At 47.1% G+C, this 18,152-nt stretch carries 16 protein-coding genes; 7 read left to right on the forward strand and 9 right to left on the reverse strand.

Annotation, left to right across the window (positions count from 1 at the left end; translation table 11 throughout):
- Genes LIN78_RS10635 through ilvD form a run of 3 tightly spaced genes read right to left on the reverse strand, consistent with a single transcriptional unit; the run spans position 1 to position 5,034 of the window.
- Entirely contained in the window at positions 1–2,838 is a 2,838-nt protein-coding gene (locus LIN78_RS10635; RefSeq protein ID WP_227180779.1) for a sensor domain-containing protein, read from the reverse strand.
- 11 nt (positions 2,839–2,849) lie between these two features.
- A complete protein-coding gene (locus tag LIN78_RS10640; protein ID WP_227180780.1) occupies positions 2,850–3,176 on the reverse strand; it encodes an MGMT family protein in 327 nt (108 codons plus the stop codon).
- Position 3,177: 1 nt separating this feature from the next.
- Complete coding sequence (gene ilvD / locus LIN78_RS10645; protein ID WP_227180781.1) at positions 3,178–5,034, reverse strand: dihydroxy-acid dehydratase; 1,857 nt, start codon at positions 5,032–5,034, stop codon at positions 3,178–3,180.
- A 322-nt stretch (positions 5,035–5,356) separates the two neighbouring features.
- Between ilvD and lgt the strand changes: the two genes are divergently transcribed.
- On the forward strand, positions 5,357–6,226 hold the full coding sequence (lgt, locus tag LIN78_RS10650) for a prolipoprotein diacylglyceryl transferase (RefSeq protein ID WP_227180782.1): 870 nt from the start codon (positions 5,357–5,359) through the stop codon (positions 6,224–6,226).
- Positions 6,227–6,309: 83 nt separating this feature from the next.
- On the opposite strand, the gene LIN78_RS10655 is transcribed toward lgt, so the two are convergent.
- On the reverse strand, positions 6,310–7,383 hold the full coding sequence (locus LIN78_RS10655; RefSeq protein ID WP_227180783.1) for a 2Fe-2S iron-sulfur cluster-binding protein: 1,074 nt from the start codon (positions 7,381–7,383) through the stop codon (positions 6,310–6,312).
- Between the two features lie 290 nt (positions 7,384–7,673).
- Here LIN78_RS10655 and dusB point away from each other — a divergent pair, with 290 nt between their 5' ends.
- The 5 genes from dusB to LIN78_RS10680 all read left to right on the forward strand — a co-directional run bounded on the left by dusB (position 7,674) and on the right by LIN78_RS10680 (position 12,657).
- Positions 7,674–8,660 (forward strand): tRNA dihydrouridine synthase DusB, encoded by a 987-nt coding sequence (gene dusB, locus LIN78_RS10660; protein ID WP_227180784.1) that lies wholly within the window; start codon positions 7,674–7,676, stop codon positions 8,658–8,660.
- Positions 8,661–8,764: 104 nt separating this feature from the next.
- Positions 8,765–9,010 (forward strand): Fis family transcriptional regulator, encoded by a 246-nt coding sequence (locus LIN78_RS10665; RefSeq protein WP_227180967.1) that lies wholly within the window; start codon positions 8,765–8,767, stop codon positions 9,008–9,010.
- 82 nt (positions 9,011–9,092) lie between these two features.
- The gene (purH, locus tag LIN78_RS10670; RefSeq protein WP_227180785.1) at positions 9,093–10,661 is read left to right on the forward strand and encodes a bifunctional phosphoribosylaminoimidazolecarboxamide formyltransferase/IMP cyclohydrolase; all 1,569 of its coding nucleotides are present in this window, start codon (positions 9,093–9,095) and stop codon (positions 10,659–10,661) included.
- Between the two features lie 149 nt (positions 10,662–10,810).
- Complete coding sequence (gene rlmD / locus LIN78_RS10675) at positions 10,811–12,199, forward strand: 23S rRNA (uracil(1939)-C(5))-methyltransferase RlmD (protein WP_227180786.1); 1,389 nt, start codon at positions 10,811–10,813, stop codon at positions 12,197–12,199.
- The gene (locus LIN78_RS10680; protein ID WP_227180787.1) at positions 12,196–12,657 is read left to right on the forward strand and encodes a YehS family protein; all 462 of its coding nucleotides are present in this window, start codon (positions 12,196–12,198) and stop codon (positions 12,655–12,657) included. The genes rlmD and LIN78_RS10680 overlap by 4 nt, the downstream gene beginning before the upstream one ends.
- Here the strand turns inward: LIN78_RS10680 and LIN78_RS10685 are convergent.
- Positions 12,646–13,635: a LysR substrate-binding domain-containing protein gene (locus tag LIN78_RS10685; protein ID WP_227180788.1), complete on the reverse strand. Its 990-nt coding sequence runs from the start codon at positions 13,633–13,635 to the stop codon at positions 12,646–12,648. The two genes, LIN78_RS10680 and LIN78_RS10685, sit on opposite strands and share 12 nt — an antisense overlap.
- The gene (gene alr, locus LIN78_RS10690) at positions 13,575–14,675 is read right to left on the reverse strand and encodes an alanine racemase (protein ID WP_227180789.1); all 1,101 of its coding nucleotides are present in this window, start codon (positions 14,673–14,675) and stop codon (positions 13,575–13,577) included. The genes LIN78_RS10685 and alr overlap by 61 nt, the downstream gene beginning before the upstream one ends.
- Positions 14,676–15,092: 417 nt before the next feature.
- Here alr and LIN78_RS10695 point away from each other — a divergent pair, with 417 nt between their 5' ends.
- Entirely contained in the window at positions 15,093–15,875 is a 783-nt protein-coding gene (locus tag LIN78_RS10695) for an ABC transporter substrate-binding protein (RefSeq protein WP_227180790.1), read from the forward strand.
- Between the two features lie 96 nt (positions 15,876–15,971).
- Here the strand turns inward: LIN78_RS10695 and LIN78_RS10700 are convergent, their stop codons facing one another.
- From LIN78_RS10700 to ilvN, 3 genes are all read right to left on the reverse strand, one after another.
- Entirely contained in the window at positions 15,972–16,379 is a 408-nt protein-coding gene (locus LIN78_RS10700) for an SRPBCC family protein (RefSeq protein WP_227180791.1), read from the reverse strand.
- A gap of 131 nt (positions 16,380–16,510) precedes the next feature.
- On the reverse strand, positions 16,511–17,527 hold the full coding sequence (ilvC, locus tag LIN78_RS10705; protein WP_227180792.1) for a ketol-acid reductoisomerase: 1,017 nt from the start codon (positions 17,525–17,527) through the stop codon (positions 16,511–16,513).
- Positions 17,528–17,657: 130 nt separating this feature from the next.
- Positions 17,658–18,149 carry an acetolactate synthase small subunit gene (gene ilvN / locus LIN78_RS10710; protein ID WP_227180793.1) on the reverse strand — a complete coding sequence of 164 codons (492 nt, stop codon included), beginning with the start codon at positions 18,147–18,149 and terminating at the stop codon, positions 17,658–17,660.
- Between the last annotated feature and the right edge of the window lie 3 nt (positions 18,150–18,152).

Genomic DNA, 18,152 nt, shown 5'->3' on the forward strand with positions numbered 1-18,152 from the left:
TTACAGCACATAATCATCTTGAGGAACAAAAAACTTTGTCGGCAGCTGCTCAAACTCGGCTTTTGAAACAGCCTTCCCAAACAAGTACCCCTGAGCAATTTGGCAACCATTTTGCCGGAGGTACATTGCTTGATCCATGTCTTCAACGCCTTCGGCCACCACGGTTTGTCCTAAGCAATCTGCCATTGAAATCATCGCACGCACTAGACCAGCTTTATAAGGGTCGCTAGTCACACTGCTAATAAACGATCGATCAATTTTTAAGGTGTCAATCGGGAAATGGGTAAGATAACTAAGCGCGGAAAACCCAGTGCCAAAGTCATCAATCGCAATGGTGATCCCCATAATCCTTAGACGCTGCAAGTCTCTTAGCACTTGCTCATCTTCGTGCAACAAGAGGCTTTCCGTAATTTCTAACTCAATCCAGTCTGGCTGGCAGTTAGTTATCTCTAGAATGGCGGGGATTTCATCGACCAAACTACTAGAGTGAAATTGCTTGGCGGATAAGTTAATCGCCATTCGATGAGGTGTGGCTGCTTGTCGGTTCCATTCTGACACCGTTAAACACGCCTCTTTCAGCACCCAACGACCAATATCAACAATCAGCGCACTCTCTTCCGCCAACGGAATGAATCGATCAGGCGAGATCAGCCCAAGCTCAGGGTGTTGCCATCGAATTAACGCTTCAGAGCCTACCACCGTACCATCATCCAATGAAACTTTAGGTTGATAGCGCAACACCATTTGCTGGCGAGCCAAGGCCTGCCGGAGTTCTACCTCTAGCGCCAAACGTTCGTTCGCAAGGCGGGTCATTTCACTGTTGTAGCAACGGAAGCTATTTCGTCCAGCGCGTTTGGCAGCGTACATCGCTGCATCGGCATAGCGCACTAAATCTTCAGACGAAGTCGCATCATCCGGGTAGTAAGCGATACCCACACTACCCGTCATAAACATTTCACGCCCGCCAATCCAAAATGGCGCTTCAAATGCAGCTAACAGCTTACTGGCCAATACCGCCACATCATCTTTATGAATAATTTCAGGAAAAAGAACAGCAAACTCGTCCCCACCTAGCCTAGCGACCAAATCATTACTTCTTAATTTTGACTTTAGACGATTAGCCACTTGGCAAAGCAGCTGGTCTCCTACCGGATGGCCTAAGGTATCGTTTACTTCTTTGAATAAATCAAGGTCAATCAGCATTACCGCAGATTGCCGTTGATACTGCGCTGATTCATGCAGCATTTGAGAGAGGCTATCTTGGAACATTGCCCGATTCGGCAAGCCGGTCAAATTATCAAAGAAGGCTAAGTGGTGTACTTTTTGACGATAATCATTTAGTTCGGAAACATCACGCCCAATCGCAAGAACAGAGATTACATTCCCCTCATGATCAAGTTCTGGCGTCAGCCGAATCAATACGCAAAACCGCTCTTGGTCCGAACTAGACCAAAACATCTCGAATTGCGTAGCAGCCTTAGAAGAAATGGTCTGATTGAGATAACGGACATAGACCGTTCCATCGACCTCGCCAAATAGCTGAACTGGTGTTTGCCACTGAGCCGATTGACTAGCGCATCCAAATAATTGGGAAAATGCGGGGTTAATATATTTTACCCGATGAGAGACATCAAACCGGGCAATCGAATCAGAGGAATTCTCCGCCAATGTTCGGAATTCTTGTTCTCGCTCACGCAAGGCATTCTCGGCCTGCTTTGTTGCCGTGATGTCTCGTAACATCGCTAAGAAGTAGACATTATCGGCAAATAATAGGTGCGCTCCTGTCACTTCAACAGGAATAGTCGTCCCATCTTTACGTAGGCAGCTTGCTTCAAAACGGATTCGCTCTGCAGTAATGGCATGATGGCCAGAAAGGTCGATTTGTGAGACCAACCCTCCTCCATCAATTTCAGATAAGGGCATCGACTTTAGTGCATCACGAGAATAACCCAGTGCTACACACGCCTCGCGGTTCACATACGTTAATCGCACCGGCTCTTCAAAGGAAATGAGCATCACCATATCTCTGGCATGCTCTAACAACATTTCTTTTAACTGAACATCACTTTGCACACTACGCTGAAAAGTCATGTCCCGCGCAAACCCGATGGTTCCAATCGCCTCACCATGCGAAACAACTGCAGACTTCCAGCTATCAAACCAACGCACCTCTCCAAATTGATTAGAAGCCGGGCCTTCGGTTTCTAGCTTCGACTGGCTAGCCATCACCTTTCGGTCTTCTTCCATAAATGCTTCTACTTCCGCAGAAGGAAGCCATTCGGATTCTTGCTGACCAGCAACACCTAGAAGAGACTGCCCAGTCCATTCGTAGTAAGCCGCATTAGCAAATAGTATTCGCCCCTCTTTATCTTTGGCCCACATCATCGAGGACATATTATCGAAGAGGGATTGCAAATAATCTCGCTGATCAGCAGCAACGGTTTGATCAAGCAACCCACCCCAGTAAAACTGCCGCTGCGTCGCATCACGCTGCAAAATTAGTTTTGTCACATAACGAGTTTGATTAGCATGGCAAATCGACACCTCCATGCACAATGGGAAGGTTGCATCCCCCATTAACCAATCGGTAATTTGGGATGACTCAGTATCAGGAATAAAGGCGTTTAGATCTTGGCAAAAATTGGAAGACGACTTAAAAGGCAAAAGCAGCGAAGCCCCTGCCAAATATCGCATTTGAACTAGTTGAGTAGACTCATCACGATGCAAGACAAAAACAGAGGTAGACAGCTTAGACAACAACAATGAGAGCGCATCAGGGATGCCCTGATCAGTATCCGGCCATTGAATAGGTAAAGAGGAAACTGTGTCTCTTTGCATAGGAATTCACTCTAGCCTACCGAAGCGGGGCGGTAGAAATAGCGGAGCGGGATTTTATGGTTTGTTTCAAATGTAACGCCTTCTTCAACTAAGATAAGTCGTTGCAAATCATCATGGCCCGTTAAGCCTCTTCGGCTAATAGTTCTACCAGCATTCACCACTCGCCACCAAGGCAATTGAGTATCTTCTGGCAAACTACCAAGCAACTGCCCAACCATTCTGGCACGGCCAGGCCAACCTGCCATTGCGGCAATGTCACCATACGTCATGACATGCCCAGAGGGAATAGCTGCAACAACCAAATATACCGCCTCTTTGATCGTTGCAGCACTTACCACTTTATTTACGCTCTACTTGGCTTACATCACGCACGGCGCCAGTATCTGCAGAAGTAGTCATGGCAGCGTAAGCTCGAAGCGCAGCAGATACCACACGCTCACGACTCACTGGCTTCCAAGCATCTTTACCACGCGCTTCCTGTGCAGTACGGCGTGCAGATAAGGCATCTTCCGCCACGGCTAGCACAATGCTACGGTTTGGAATGTCGATTTCAATGGTGTCACCCTCTTCCACCAAACCAATCAAACCGCCTTCCGCCGCTTCAGGGCTAACGTGTCCGATAGATAGGCCAGAAGTACCACCAGAGAAGCGACCATCGGTTAGCAATGCACATGCCTTACCCAAGCCTTTAGATTTCAGATAGCTAGTTGGGTACAACATTTCTTGCATACCAGGACCACCTTTCGGGCCTTCGTAGCGAATCACCACGACATCGCCCGCGACGATCTGGTCTGCCAAAATGGCCTCAACTGCATCGTCTTGGCTCTCGAACACGCGTGCACGGCCAGTAAACTTCAAGATGGATTCATCCACGCCTGCCGTTTTCACAATACATCCGCGTTCAGCGATATTGCCAGATAGCACGGCTAAACCACCGTCTTGCGAATACGCATTGGCTTTATCACGAATACAACCATTGGCACGGTCGGCATCCAAAGTTGGATAACGCATGGATTGTGAGAATGCAATTGTCGTCGCAATGCCGCCAGGTGCTGCACGGTAGAAAGTGTGTGCAACAGAATCTGCAGGCTGGGTCACGATATCCCAAGCCGCCAAGCCTTCGCCTAGTGATGCAGAATGCACCGTTGGGACATCACGGTTAATCAGACCTGCACGATCTAGTTCTGCCAAAATAGCCACCACGCCACCGGCACGGTGAACATCTTCCATGTGATATTTTTGTGTAGCAGGTGCCACTTTTGCCAAACATGGCACGCGACGAGAGATACGATCAATATCTTTCATCGTAAAATCTACGCCAGCCTCACGTGCAGCAGCCAATAAGTGCAAGACGGTGTTGGTAGATCCACCCATCGCTACATCTAAGCTCATCGCATTTTCAAATGCAGCAAAGGTAGCAATTGAGCGAGGCAACACGCTCTCGTCATCTTGCTCGTAATATCGTTTCGCTAACTCAACAATGGTACGGCCTGCTTGCAAGAACAATTGCTTACGATCGCCGTGCGTGGCAAGTAATGATCCGTTACCAGGCAAGCTAAGACCCAATGCTTCTGTTAAACAGTTCATTGAGTTTGCGGTAAACATGCCTGAACAAGAACCACACGTTGGACAAGCAGAACGCTCAACGGCAGCGACTTCTTCGTCTGACACATTCGGGTTCGCCGCTTCAACCATCGCGTCGACTAAATCTAGTGCACGCTCTTCGCCACGCCAGTTTACTTTACCGGCTTCCATTGGGCCGCCAGACACAAAAATCACAGGAATATTTAGGCGTAATGCCGCCATCAACATCCCAGGGGTGATTTTGTCGCAGTTAGAAATACACACCAGCGCATCTGCTGTGTGCGCATTCACCATGTATTCAACTGAATCAGCAATCAAATCACGGCTTGGAAGCGAGTACAGCATCCCGCCGTGGCCCATTGCAATGCCATCATCGACAGCAATGGTATTAAATTCTTTTGCAACGCCACCTGCTTTTTCAATTTCGCGGGCGACAAGTTGGCCTAGGTTTTGCAAATGCACATGACCTGGCACAAACTGGGTAAACGAGTTAGCAATCGCAATGATTGGCTTATTAAAATCGGCATCTGTCATACCAGTGGCACGCCACAAGGCACGTGCACCGGCCATATTACGGCCACCAGTGGAAGTCTTCGAACGGTATTGCGGCATGGTCTATTCGCTCTTACTCAAAACATTCAATCGTCTATCGGAACAAATGCAAAAATGCACGGTCGGAACAGCCTTTAGCAGCCAACTAGTTAGATAGGCTATCTCTCTACATTAGAGAAAACCAACGGGTCTTGTAAACCATTGGGTTTGCTACTCCTTAGGAAGGGTGTGTCGGTAAGCGTACCGCTTCTCAAAAGGTGCATTATTTCGTTTATTGCGTAAACGTCTAGTGTAGCAAATGCTGACTAATAAACGTATAAGAAAACGCTTAACGGGTTATAATTGCCCGGTTTATTCAATCCAGATACTGGTAACTCACAACATGGCTCTGCAATTTGCGGATTTACATCTAAGTCCGGTCGCTTTTAACATTCCTCTTATTCATTGGCCAGTGCATTGGTACGGCCTAATGTACATGATTGGTTTTATTCTTTTCTTGGTACTAGGACGGGTAAAACTTAAGCAAAGGCCCGATTTAGGATGGAAGCCACAAGATCTGGATGACCTACTCTTTTATGGTGCGCTCGGCGTGATTCTGGGCGGTCGAATTGGCTACATCCTTTTTTACCAATTCTCGGATTACCTCCACAACCCATTAGATATTTTCAAACTATGGCAAGGCGGCATGTCTTTCCATGGTGGGTTAATTGGCGTAATTTTAGCCATGGTGCTATTTGCCAAGAAAAAAGGCGTCACTTGGATTACCGTGACAGACTTTATTGCCCCAACCGTCCCGATTGGACTCATGGTTGGTCGCATTGGTAACTTTATCAATGGAGAACTGTGGGGCCGAGTAACATCGCCAGACTCGTTCTGGGCTGTCGTTTTCCCAGGTGCACAAGCAGAAGACCTGGCTTATTTAAAGCTACACCCTGAAATTCAAAACACATTTATTCAATTAGGTGGTTTGCCGCGCCACCCATCACAACTGTACCAAGCGCTTCTTGAAGGCTTCTTACTCTTTGTGATTTTATGGGTTTATTCAAAAGAAAAAAGAGCAACCGGCGCTATTTCTGGTTTGTTCTTATTAGGCTATGGCGCGTTCCGCTTTATTGCCGAATTTGCACGAGAACCAGATAGTTTCTTAGGCTACTTAGCATTACATCTCTCCATGGGACAATGGCTGTGCTTACCAATGATTGTGATTGGCGCTTGGATGTTTGCCGTCTCAAAAAATAGCCGTAGACGTTAAGCGTTAATTAGCCATTAAAAAAGGGAGCCTAGGCTCCCTTTTTTGCATTTGCGCATTCAAGAAAATGAGTTTCGCAATCCAATCTAGCGCCAGAACCTCAAACGACTGGTTAATTGAGACCACCATGAGTCTGGAAAACGTACTTTAGACGGGTAAAACGGTTCAGCAATCAGATTCTCGGGATCTAAATCCATGGACAATGCTTCTTTCGCCAAATGCGGCATGGCGGCTGGGTCGCCAGACAAATACATTTTTAGCTGCGACACATCGACATCTAGCGAATGAAACGCCGTTAATAGATGATCTAGTCCCTGCGCTTCACACTGAAAGCCCTGATAAACAAATCCATATTTGCTAGCCAGTTTCTTCAGTTGTTCATCTTGCAATAATGGGCGGCCAGCAGAAAACTGCCATACCGTTAGCTCTCTTTGGCGATCATTTAATGCCGCCATTAAGACAGAGATCGCGAACGACATACCGCCACCAATTGCCGCAATCACGACAGGACCATCATGGCGTCCACGCCAAAACGCTTCACCATACGGCCCTTCGAAGTTTACCTTCTCACCGACGCGAAGCTTGTTTTCCATATAGTCGCTATATAAACCATTGGCACGACGACGTACCAATAGTTCCAATACTTGCTCACCAGGTCGATTCACCAAAGAGTAACAACGTGAAGGCATATCACCTAATTCAAGGCGAATAAACTGCCCAGGTGCAAACTGTAAGGCAGCACCCATAATTTGCAATTTCAAACGTAAATAGCCAGTCTCACCTAGTACGTCCACCGATTGCACTCTTGCTTGCCCATAACGGATGGTAAAACACGCCTCATCATCATCGGCCAACCAAGAGATAGAAACCGGGCCTTTGGGATAGGCTCGGCACGCAAGAATTTCTCCGCGCGCGGCCTCTTGTGCCGTGAGTGCCTCAGGGCTAAATGCCTCCATATCCACTTGGCCATCGACCAGCTTACATTTACATTGCCCGCAATCACCGGCAGAGCATGCATGAGGAAATGGAACGCCCGCACTCAAAATCGCATCCAGTAGCGATCCGTGTCGATAAGGAATTTGAGTTGGCCATTGAGCCAGCGTAATTTGATGCCCCGACACTGTCGTGGCAATCGAATCGTCTGGGTGTGAATTCGGCATGTATGTAGATACGCCTTTTATGGATCACATAAAGTACAGATGAATCAAGTTGTTGATTCATTAGCGTTAAGCTGCAGTTGTTCATTAAACAACGCAAACCAGATTATATCACTTCAAGAGTAGGGTAAAGCACCTCCATCACACCCAGCGAAAAATTTGCACAAAAAATAGACAAATTTCTTCCGAAAAAGCCAACTTCGCGGTACAATTCACTCCCCCTAGAAACACACCCTGCACAAAAAATAGGCTTTGGGTGATTGTTGCAGATTTCACAGGCAGTTAGAACACACATGAAAATCGGCCATATCACCCTAAAAAATAACGTTATTGTTGCGCCGATGGCAGGCGTAACAGATCGTCCATTTCGCATGCTCGCCAAACGCATGGGTGCAGGTTTAGCCGTTTCAGAAATGGTCACCTCCATTCCTTCTTTATGGAAAAGTGACAAAACGGTTCGTCGTGGCAACCACGAAGGTGAGCCCGGCCCAATATCTGTTCAAATTGCCGGTGCAGATCCTGAAATGATGGCGGATGCTGCCCGCTACAATGTAGACAAGGGCGCAGAGATTATCGATATCAATATGGGTTGCCCTGCCAAAAAGGTTTGCAATGTGGCCGCTGGTTCGGCCCTGATGCGTGATGAAGCATTGGTGAAACGTATATTAGAAGCAGTCGTCAATGCAGTAGACGTACCGGTAACAATGAAATTTCGCACTGGCTGGGATAAAGACAACAAGAACGCAGTGGCAATTGCCAAGATCGCAGAAAGTAGTGGTATTCAATCCCTCGCCGTTCATGGAAGAACTCGAGCGTGTGGATATAGTGGCGAGGCAGAGTACGACACCATTGCTGCCGTAAAACAGGCGGTGGGCTTGCCCGTGATTGCCAATGGGGATATTACCTCGGCAGAAAAAGCGGCAAAGGTACTAGCTTACACAAAAGCAGACGGCATCATGATTGGCCGAGCGGCACAGGGTAAACCATGGATATTCAATGAATTAGTTGAATACTTGGCAACAGGCAAACTGCCCCCCGCCCCCACTTACAGCGACATACGAGCCATTGTGCTCAGTCACTTAACCGATTTATATGGTTTTTACGGTGAGCATCAAGGCTGCTTGATCTCTCGTAAACACATTGGCTGGTACGTAAAACAACTGCCAGGAGGAGAAGACTTCCGGCAGGCAATGAACCAGCTAAAAACAGCAGAGGCACAATTCGAGGCGGTTAATCACTACTTCGATTTGCTTTTAGCATCACCGCAGCACCCGCAATAAGTCGCCACAAGCAGTACTGATTTGCCAGCAACAACTCAAACAAAATAACAATAGGAACAGCATCACCGATGAACGCTATGGAAAATTTAAACCAGCCATTTGCCATGATAGAAACCAGCACGAACGACCCTGTCTCTGCATGTGTAAACCAGGCTTTGAAGCAATATTTTGCGGATCTCGATGGTGAAACTCCAGCCAATATCTACGATATGGTACTCAGAAGCATTGAAAAGCCGATGCTTGAATTTGTATTAAAAGAAGCAGGTGGCAACCAAAGTAAAGCGGCAGATTGGCTTGGCCTAAACCGCAATACATTGCGCAAAAAGATGAAAGAACACGGCCTTCTATAATCGGCCTGCGTTGACGTTCTCTTCGCCCCTTACCGAATACGTTTTAAATTTTTATCCAACTAACTTGAACCGGGAACTCACCATGGATCTCTGTAAAATCAAGCGCGCGCTAATCAGCGTTTCTGACAAGAAAGGTGTGCTGGAGTTTGCTCAGGCACTAGCCGCGAATGGCGTACATATTTTGTCTACTGGCGGAACAGCCAAACTATTAGCAGACAACGGCGTCGCCGTGACAGAAGTAGCCGACTACACTGGCTTCCCAGAAATGCTAGATGGCCGTGTAAAAACACTTCATCCAAAAATCCATGGTGGCATTTTGGGTCGTCGTGATCTAGACAGCCACGTTGCTAAAATGGCAGAACACGACATCGGCAACATTGACCTAGTGTGTGTCAACCTATACCCGTTCGAAGCAACCATCGCCAAGGCAGATTGCACTTTTGAAGATGCTATCGAGAATATCGATATCGGCGGCCCAGCAATGGTTCGTTCTGCAGCTAAAAACCATGCGCACGTAGCCATCGTGACCGATGCAGCAGACTACGAAGCACTCACTGCAGAAATGAAAGCGAATGACGGCGCATTGAGCCTAAAAACTCGCCAAGGTCTGGCGAAAAAAGCCTTCAGCCATACCGCTGCTTACGATGGTGCAATTAGCAACTATCTAACTGCATTAACAGAAGAAGGCAGCAAACAAGCCTTCCCAAATCGTTTGAACCTGCAGTTCGAAAAGGTCCAAGATATGCGTTACGGCGAAAACCCGCACCAAGGTGCTGCGTTCTACCGTGATTTGCACCCAGCAGCTGGTAGCCTAGCGGGTTACACTCAGTTGCAAGGCAAAGAGCTTAGCTATAACAACATCGCTGACTCTGATGCAGCATGGGAAGCAGTAAAGCAATTTGACGAGCCAGCATGTGTGATCGTTAAACACGCCAACCCATGTGGCGTTGCCGTAGCGGCAGATCCACTTTCTGCTTACCGCTTAGCATTTGCGACAGATACCACTAGCGCATTTGGCGGCATTATTGCCTTTAACCGCGAAGTAGACGGTGTAACCGTTGAAGCAGTAACAGGTCAGTTCTTAGAAGTGTTAATTGCCCCTTCATTTACCGAAGAAGCCAAAGCACTCATCGCAGCGAAGAAAAACGTGCGCGTACTAGAAGTGCCATTGTCTGCTGGTGCAAACCATTTTGATCTAAAACGCGTTGGCGGCGGTCTATTGGTGCAAACCCCAGACTTACATCAGATCACTGAAGCAGATCTAAAAGTAGTCACCAAACTACAACCAACTGCAGCACAATTGAAAGACCTATTGTTCGCATGGCGCGTGGCGCACTTTGTGAAATCTAACGCGATTGTATTCTGCGGCAATGGTCAGACATTGGGCGTTGGTGCAGGCCAAATGAGCCGTGTAGACTCAACCAAGATTGCTGCAATCAAAGCGAAAAATGCGGGTCTAGAACTGAAAGGTTCTGTCTGCGCATCCGACGCCTTCTTCCCGTTCCGTGACGGTGTAGACGTGATTGCAGAAAATGGCGTATCAGCCATCATCCAACCAGGTGGTTCTATGCGTGATGACGAAGTGATTGCTGCCGCTGACGAACATGGCATCGCCATGGTCGTTACTGGCATCCGCCACTTCCGTCACTAAGCACATCGCTTAACCTGACACAGCCGGCACATTGATCCAATCAGTGTGCCGGCTGAAGTACTTTAAAGCGCTTGTAAAGCACGCAAGCGGACAACAATCAGCGCATTGATTGTCATTATTAAGACCCACAGCAAATACCCGGAGTATTCATGCCCATCGCAAAGATTGAATCCCTCGATCACGAAGGACACGGCGTTGCCCACGTAGACGGCAAAACGATTTTTATCGACGGCGCGCTCACTGGCGAAACAATCGAATATAGCAGCTATCGTAAAAAGCCATCTTTCGAGAACGCGCAAAGCATTCGAGTACTCAAGGCAAGTAGCCAACGGGTGAATCCAAAATGCCAGCATTTTGGCGTCTGTGGCGGCTGTTCAATGCAGCACCTAGAGCCTAGTGCTCAAGTGGCTGCGAAACAACGTGTATTAGAAGATAACTTGCGTCACATTGGCAAAGTCAAAGCCGAACGCATTCTGCCTGCTATTTACGGCCCATCGTGGGGTTACCGCCACCGCGCGCGCTTATCTGCCCGTATGGTAGAGAAAAAAGGTGGCATGCTGGTTGGCTTCCATGAAAAGCGCTCAAGCTTTATTGCCGACATGACCAAGTGCGAAATCCTACCACCACATGTGTCAGCCCTACTTGTGCCACTGCGTGGCCTCATTGCTAGCTTGTCTATCTCTCGCCGTATGCCACAAATTGAATTAGCGGTTGGTGACAACGTGACCGCGCTGGTTCTTCGCAATATGGACCCAATCACCGAAGAAGACGAACAAAAACTGGCAGAATTTGCTGCTGCACATAGCAAACCGCACCCGATTCAATTCTGGTTACAACCCAAAGGCCCGGATACCGTCTTCCCGCTTGTTCCAGCAGATGCGCCTCGCTTAACGTACAGCATGCCAGAATTCGCGATTGAAATGCCGTACAAGCCAACCGAATTCACGCAGGTTAACCCACAAATTAACCAAGTAATGGTCAGACGTGCCATCGACTTACTAGACCCACAACCGGGCGAATCGATTGCCGATATGTTCTGTGGTTTAGGTAACTTCACCTTACCAATCGCTCGCCGTGGCGCACAAGTATTAGGAATGGAAGGTAGTAAGCAACTGTGTGAACGCGCAGTGGAAAACGCCACCCACAACGGCCTACAAGACAAAACCAAGTTTACCGAAGCAAACCTATTCGAAATGACAGAAGAAGGCTTTGCTGGCCTAGGTGACTTCGACCGCATGTTGATCGATCCGCCACGCGATGGCGCAATGGAGTTGGTGAAATCGATTGGCCTAGCACTAAAACGCCGTCCAGATGCACTCAAGCGCATCGTTTACGTGTCGTGCAACCCTGCCACCCTCGCCCGTGACGCAAGCGTGTTGGTGAACGTACACGGCTACAAACTAAAAGCCGCCGGTATCATCAATATGTTCCCACACACCGCGCACGTAGAAAGCATTGCTTGGTTCGAGCGCGACCCGCACTTTGTACCGAAGGCACCAGAAGCGGAAGACGAAACCAGCAACGAGGCCACAGAATGAACGCCAATGACATCCTGCGTAGCCTACGTTATGCCATGGACCTTAGCGAGCCACAACTCGCCAAAGTGATTAATGAAGGTGGGGAAGAAATTGATCCTGACACCTTGCGGGCGTATCTGAAAAAAGAGGAGGAAGAAGGCTTCCTTCCTTGCCCAGAAACCATTCTGGGGGCTTTTTTAGATGGTCTCGTGTATGTCAAACGCGGCCGTGATGACAGTAAGCCTCAGCTCAGAACGGAACCCCCGATTAGCCATAATTTAGTGCTCAAAAAACTACGCGTGGCATTTGAATTAAAAGATACAGATATTCAAAGCCTATTAGCGAATGCCGGCTTAACGGTAACAACCGGCGAACTCAGCGCCCTCTTCCGCAAGCCTGATCACCGCCACTACCGCACGTGTGGCGATCAATTCTTAAGGAATTTTCTGAAGGGACTGACGTTAAAGCTACGTGGGTAGTTCTTCCGCATAAAGAAGGGACTCGGATTCTCGCATACGGCGAAATAGCCAGTCCCTTAAAATAGATGCAGGGGCATTTTGCGACGATGCCTTTGCTGAAAGCAAGTAATACCCTCTTCCTGTTTTGACGCGTAACGGATGCGGCATGACTAACTTGCCCGTTTTTAATTCATCCTGCACAAAGAGCGGATCAATAATTGTCACGCCCACCCCACGGCTTGCAGCGGCTACCGCCATGTAATCTGTATCAAAGATATGCTCGACTGGATTTACTGGCGGCACTTCTGACAACGCTGCTAGCCAAGCATGCCAATCCATACGATCACGAGTGGGATGAATCAACGGATGGGAAAGCAGTTGTGTAGATGACAATTTACCAATCTGTTCGGCAGAACAAAGATCATAAGAGCAAACTGGTGTAATACATTCTTCATGTAATAGCTCAACCTCTCCCGGAACCATCTGAGGCTCGCCATAATGAATAACAAAATCGTATTCATCCCAGCGAAGAAATGGGGTTTCCTCCCACATCGTCGTCAAATTAATTTCAATGCCTGGGTGTTCTAAGTAAAAATCTCTTAATCTTGGCATTAACCACAGAAATGCAATTGAGGGATAGGACTTTACGCGAATTTGATTTCGTCTAGCATCCATCAACTGTGTCGTCGTCGTCGCGATCACCTGCAGCGCACTTTGAGCCGCTTTTAATAGTTGTTCGCCCGCCTCATTTAACTCTGGCAAACGGTTTCTGCGCTCCATTAGCGGAAAACCAAAAAAATCCTCTAAATTTTTAATTTGGTGACTAACCGCACTCTGTGTCAAACACAACTCATTTGCCGCAGCAGTAAAGCTACGCAATCGGGCGACAGATTCAAATACTCTTAAGGCGTGGAGTGGAGGTAATCGATTCATGTAATCTAGGCGAATATGGACTCCTCCCCGATTAGACATACCGGCAGGCGCTTTGTCAAACCACATTCAAGCGCCTCGCTCAATACACCGCTATATTTTGACACTTCTGAAATTGGCAGCTGATGATCGCCCCATAAAACAACCGGGTCGCCCAAGCCAACTCGCCCAACCTCTGTTAAGTCAACCGCCATCACATTCATCGCTACCTTACCAACAACGCGAGTGAGATTCCCTTTGACCAAGACAGGTGTTCCGGTAGGAGCAGTATAGGGATAACCATCGCCATAGCCACACCCAACCAAACCAATCAGCATGGGTCGGTCAGCGACAAAAGAAGCGCCATAGCCAAGGGCATCTCCTTTTTGCAAATTCGATAGCCCAATAATCTCTGACCTCAGGCTCATCACTGGACGAAAATCATAACCAACTGGCATTGCTTGGCTGAATGGATTATTTCCATAAATTAGAGACCCCGCGCGAACAACTTCACCATGCGTTCGCTGATCGCGTAATATTGCAGCGCTATTTGCAGCGGTGAACGGCAATTGGTAGCGTCGCACGACCTCATGAAATACACGCCATTGCCCTTCAATCTCACAATCCAAATCATCTGCACATGCAAAATGGGTCATTACCCCTTTAAGCTTCACTGATGAGTTAGAGGCAAGTCGTTGCATAACCTCCTCTATCTGGGCTGGCGGAAAACCAAAACGGTTCATCCCAGTATTTACCTTTAGCCAGATTGCCAGAGGTTGCTTCAAAGCAACGGATGTTTTTTCAATCATCTGCAATTGTGCTTCACTGCGTAAAACAACCTCTGCTTTTAAGATTGCCGCATCCAGAAGGTCAGAAGCATCCATGACCCCCTCTAGCAGTAGCACAGGCTTCCAAATACCACTCTCACGCAAAGCACGCAGATCGTCCATTTGAATTAATGCGAATCCATCGGCATCATGCAACCCTTTAGCGATACGCAATAATCCATGTCCATACGCATCGGATTTAACAACTGCATAAGCTTTGGAAGAATCTGCTATTTGCTTAATTTGATTGTAGTTATGTCTTAAGGCGGCAAGATCCAATTGAACTCTTGTAGTGCTATGCATGAAGAAACTCACGTCTATAGAGAAAACGTCTACACAGTAACAATTCAATGCAGCAGTTAAAAATGAATTATTTACATCCCCTCATCGATTAAATTCATCTAATCTTTTTACCACTCGCACTTACCAAAACAAAACTCATTCAGTTAATCTCGTATAAATCTCGATAACAATTCAGCCTTACCAAGATAAATACCCCATACTCCTGAATCTAACAAGCGAGCAGCCATTAATTGTCATTACTTATTTCGATAGGTTTATTAGAATGATTCATTTCCGGACAAGCATCATTCTGTGCAAAATATCCTCAAGATTTGAGGCAATTGATTGAAGTAACCTAGTCTGAAAAGCTAGCATCCAAGCAAGAAAATGTTAGCTAATCAAATTTTGCATAAACGTCAATTTGGAGAGAGTATTGACATGAAAATCCTGCAACTTGTTTTCTCAGCCATCGCATTAAGCGCATTCACCGCCGCTCACGCAGAAATTCCTAAAACCATTCGCTTTGGCATTGACCCCACTTATCCACCTTTTGAAACAAAAAAGACAGATGGCAGTATTACTGGATTCGATGTAGACCTCGGAAATGCGATTTGCACAGAATTAAAGCGAAAATGTGTTTGGGTAGAAAGCGCATTTGATGGCCTAATTCCAGCGCTTAAAGCAAAGAAATTTGATGCGATTCTGTCTGGCATGTCGATGACAGAACAGCGTATGCAAGAGATCAACTTTTCTAACCGCCTGTTTCGTTCACCAGCAAGGTTAATCGCCAAATCGGGCAGTAATATCAAGCCAACGCCAGAATCCCTAAAAGGCAAAAGCATTGGCGTACTGCAAGGTTCCACCGAAGAGGTGTATGCAAAAACTTACTGGGCAACTAAAGGTGCCAATGTACAACCATACGAAAATCAGGACCAAGCCTATAACGATCTTGTTGCTGGGCGCCTAGATGCAACACTTCAAGAAGCAGCCACAGCGGTAGAAGGATTTCTGAATAAACCGCAAGGCAAAGGTTATGCCTTTACTGGCTCAATGCTAAAGGACGATAAGATTTTTGGAACAGGTTCTGGAATTGGGCTTAGAAAAGAAGACAAAGAACTCCAGCTAGCGATTAACTCAGCCTTAGCAAAAATGAAAAGCAATGGCACTTACAACAAGATTATGAAGAAATATTTCGACTACGATATTTCTGGTGATAAATAGGTCCTATACCCCTGTAGCGATCATCCCCCCAGTGACCAACTGATGGGATGGTCGTGTCATTTTTTCCTCTCCCACTGACACTTGTTCTACAGACTATTATTCGCTTTGTTCAACGTAGCATTTGAAGTTGTTAAGAATGGCCTGCCATCCCGCTTGCTGTTGCTCAATAGAGTGAATGTTTTCTGGATCAAATGTGACTGCCACAGATACGCCATCCGGCTCCACAACAAAATCTACCACCGCGGCTCTATCCCCAAACCTATACGCCAACCGCTGATGTGGCACGACTTCTGTGTAAGTACCCGCAAAATCAAAACCGAAACTGCCATCCTTCGCTTCCATGCGTGAAGAAAACTCTCCGCCCACACGAAGGTCGACACTCGCCGTTGTAGTATGCCAATCATCAGAAGCTGCATTCCACTTCACAATAGCTTCGGGAGTGGTATAAGCCTGCCAAACCTTTTCTATTGCTGCCTGTATCGTTGCATCCACGGTAATTTTCATGGTCCGACCTCTTTTGATTGCTGATGGCATCACTTCATGCAACAAACTAGCATCTTACGCTTGGATAGGGCAACCAAAAAGAAAAAGGCGCCTTTCGGCGCCTTTTTCACAATCCAGAGAATACTCTTAGATTAGTTCTTGCTTTGGTCAACTAGCTTGTTAGCTTTGATCCAAGGCATCATGTCACGCAGTTGGTTACCAACGGTTTCGATTGGGTGAACGGCGTTCAAGCGACGGCGAGCGGTCATTGAAGGGTAGTTAGTACGACCTTCCAAGATGAACATCTTCGCGTATTCGCCAGTTTGAATGCGTTTTAGTGCATTGCGCATTGCTTCGCGTGATTTTTCGTTAATCACTTCGGTACCAGTCACGTACTCGCCATACTCTGCGTTGTTAGAGATAGAGTAGTTCATGTTAGCGATACCACCTTCGTACATCAAATCCACGATCAATTTTAGCTCGTGTAGACATTCGAAGTAAGCCATTTCAGGTGCGTAACCAGCTTCGGTCAAAGTCTCGAAGCCCATTTTCACTAGTTCAACAGCGCCACCACACAATACTGCTTGTTCGCCGAACAAGTCAGTTTCGGTTTCTTCGCGGAAGTTAGTTTCGATCACGCCACCTTTAGTACCGCCGTTAGAAGCAGCATAAGATAGAGCGATGTCACGTGCCTTACCAGATTTGTCTTGGTAAACAGCGATCAAAGATGGTACACCGCCGCCTTTTAGGTATTCTGAACGAACAGTGTGGCCTGGGCCTTTTGGCGCAACCATGATCACGTCTAGGTCAGCACGTGGAACGATCTGGTTGTAATGGATGTTAAAGCCGTGAGCAAATGCCAAAGCAGCACCTGGCTTGATGTTTGGCTCGATGTCATTGCGGTATACGTCTGGCTGGCTTTCGTCAGGCAACAGAATCATTACAACGTCAGCAGCTTTAACTGCATCAGCCACTTCAGCCACTTTCAGGCCAGCTGCTTCAGCTTTTTTCCAAGATGCGCCGTTTTTACGCAGACCGATAGTCACGTTCACACCAGAATCACGCAGGTTAAGTGCGTGTGCATGGCCTTGTGAACCATAACCCACGATGGTCACTTCTTTACCCTTGATTAGGGAAATGTCTGCGTCTTTATCGTAATAAACCTTCATTGCTTTTCCTTTTGTTACCGGTCAGTGAGCAGCCACTAAGGTGGTAGTGACTGCCTTTTGAAAAATAAATAACTTTATACTTTATTGTGTTGGGATTGCAGTTTGTCCAAACAGACAAATTTTATCCTGATTATACTTTCAGGATACGCTCACCACGGCCAATGCCTGAAGCACCTGTACGCACGGTTTCCAGAATCAGGGCTGGGTCAATCGCTTTAATGAAAGCGTCTAACTTGTGGCCTGGACCTGTCATTTCGATGGTATAGGTTTTCTCAGTGACATCAATGATATGACCACGGAAGATTTCAGCCATACGCTTCATTTCTTCGCGATCTTTACCAGTGGCGCGCACTTTGATCAGCATTAGTTCACGTTCGATATGATCTGATTCATTCAGATCAATCACTTTTACTACGTCAATCAGCTTGTTTAGCTGCTTGGTAATCTGCTCGATGATGTCATCAGAACCAGTCGTCACGATGGTCATCCGAGACAGCGTTTTGTCTTCGGTTGGCGCAACGGTCAATGATTCGATGTTGTAGTTACGGGCAGAAAACAAACCAGCCACGCGAGACAGTGCACCCGCCTCGTTTTCCAGCAAAATGGAAAGAATGTGTCTCATGTT

The sequence above is a fragment of the Leeia speluncae genome (assembly GCF_020564625.1).
In the GTDB taxonomy this organism is placed as follows: Bacteria; Pseudomonadota; Gammaproteobacteria; order Burkholderiales; family Leeiaceae; genus Leeia; species Leeia speluncae.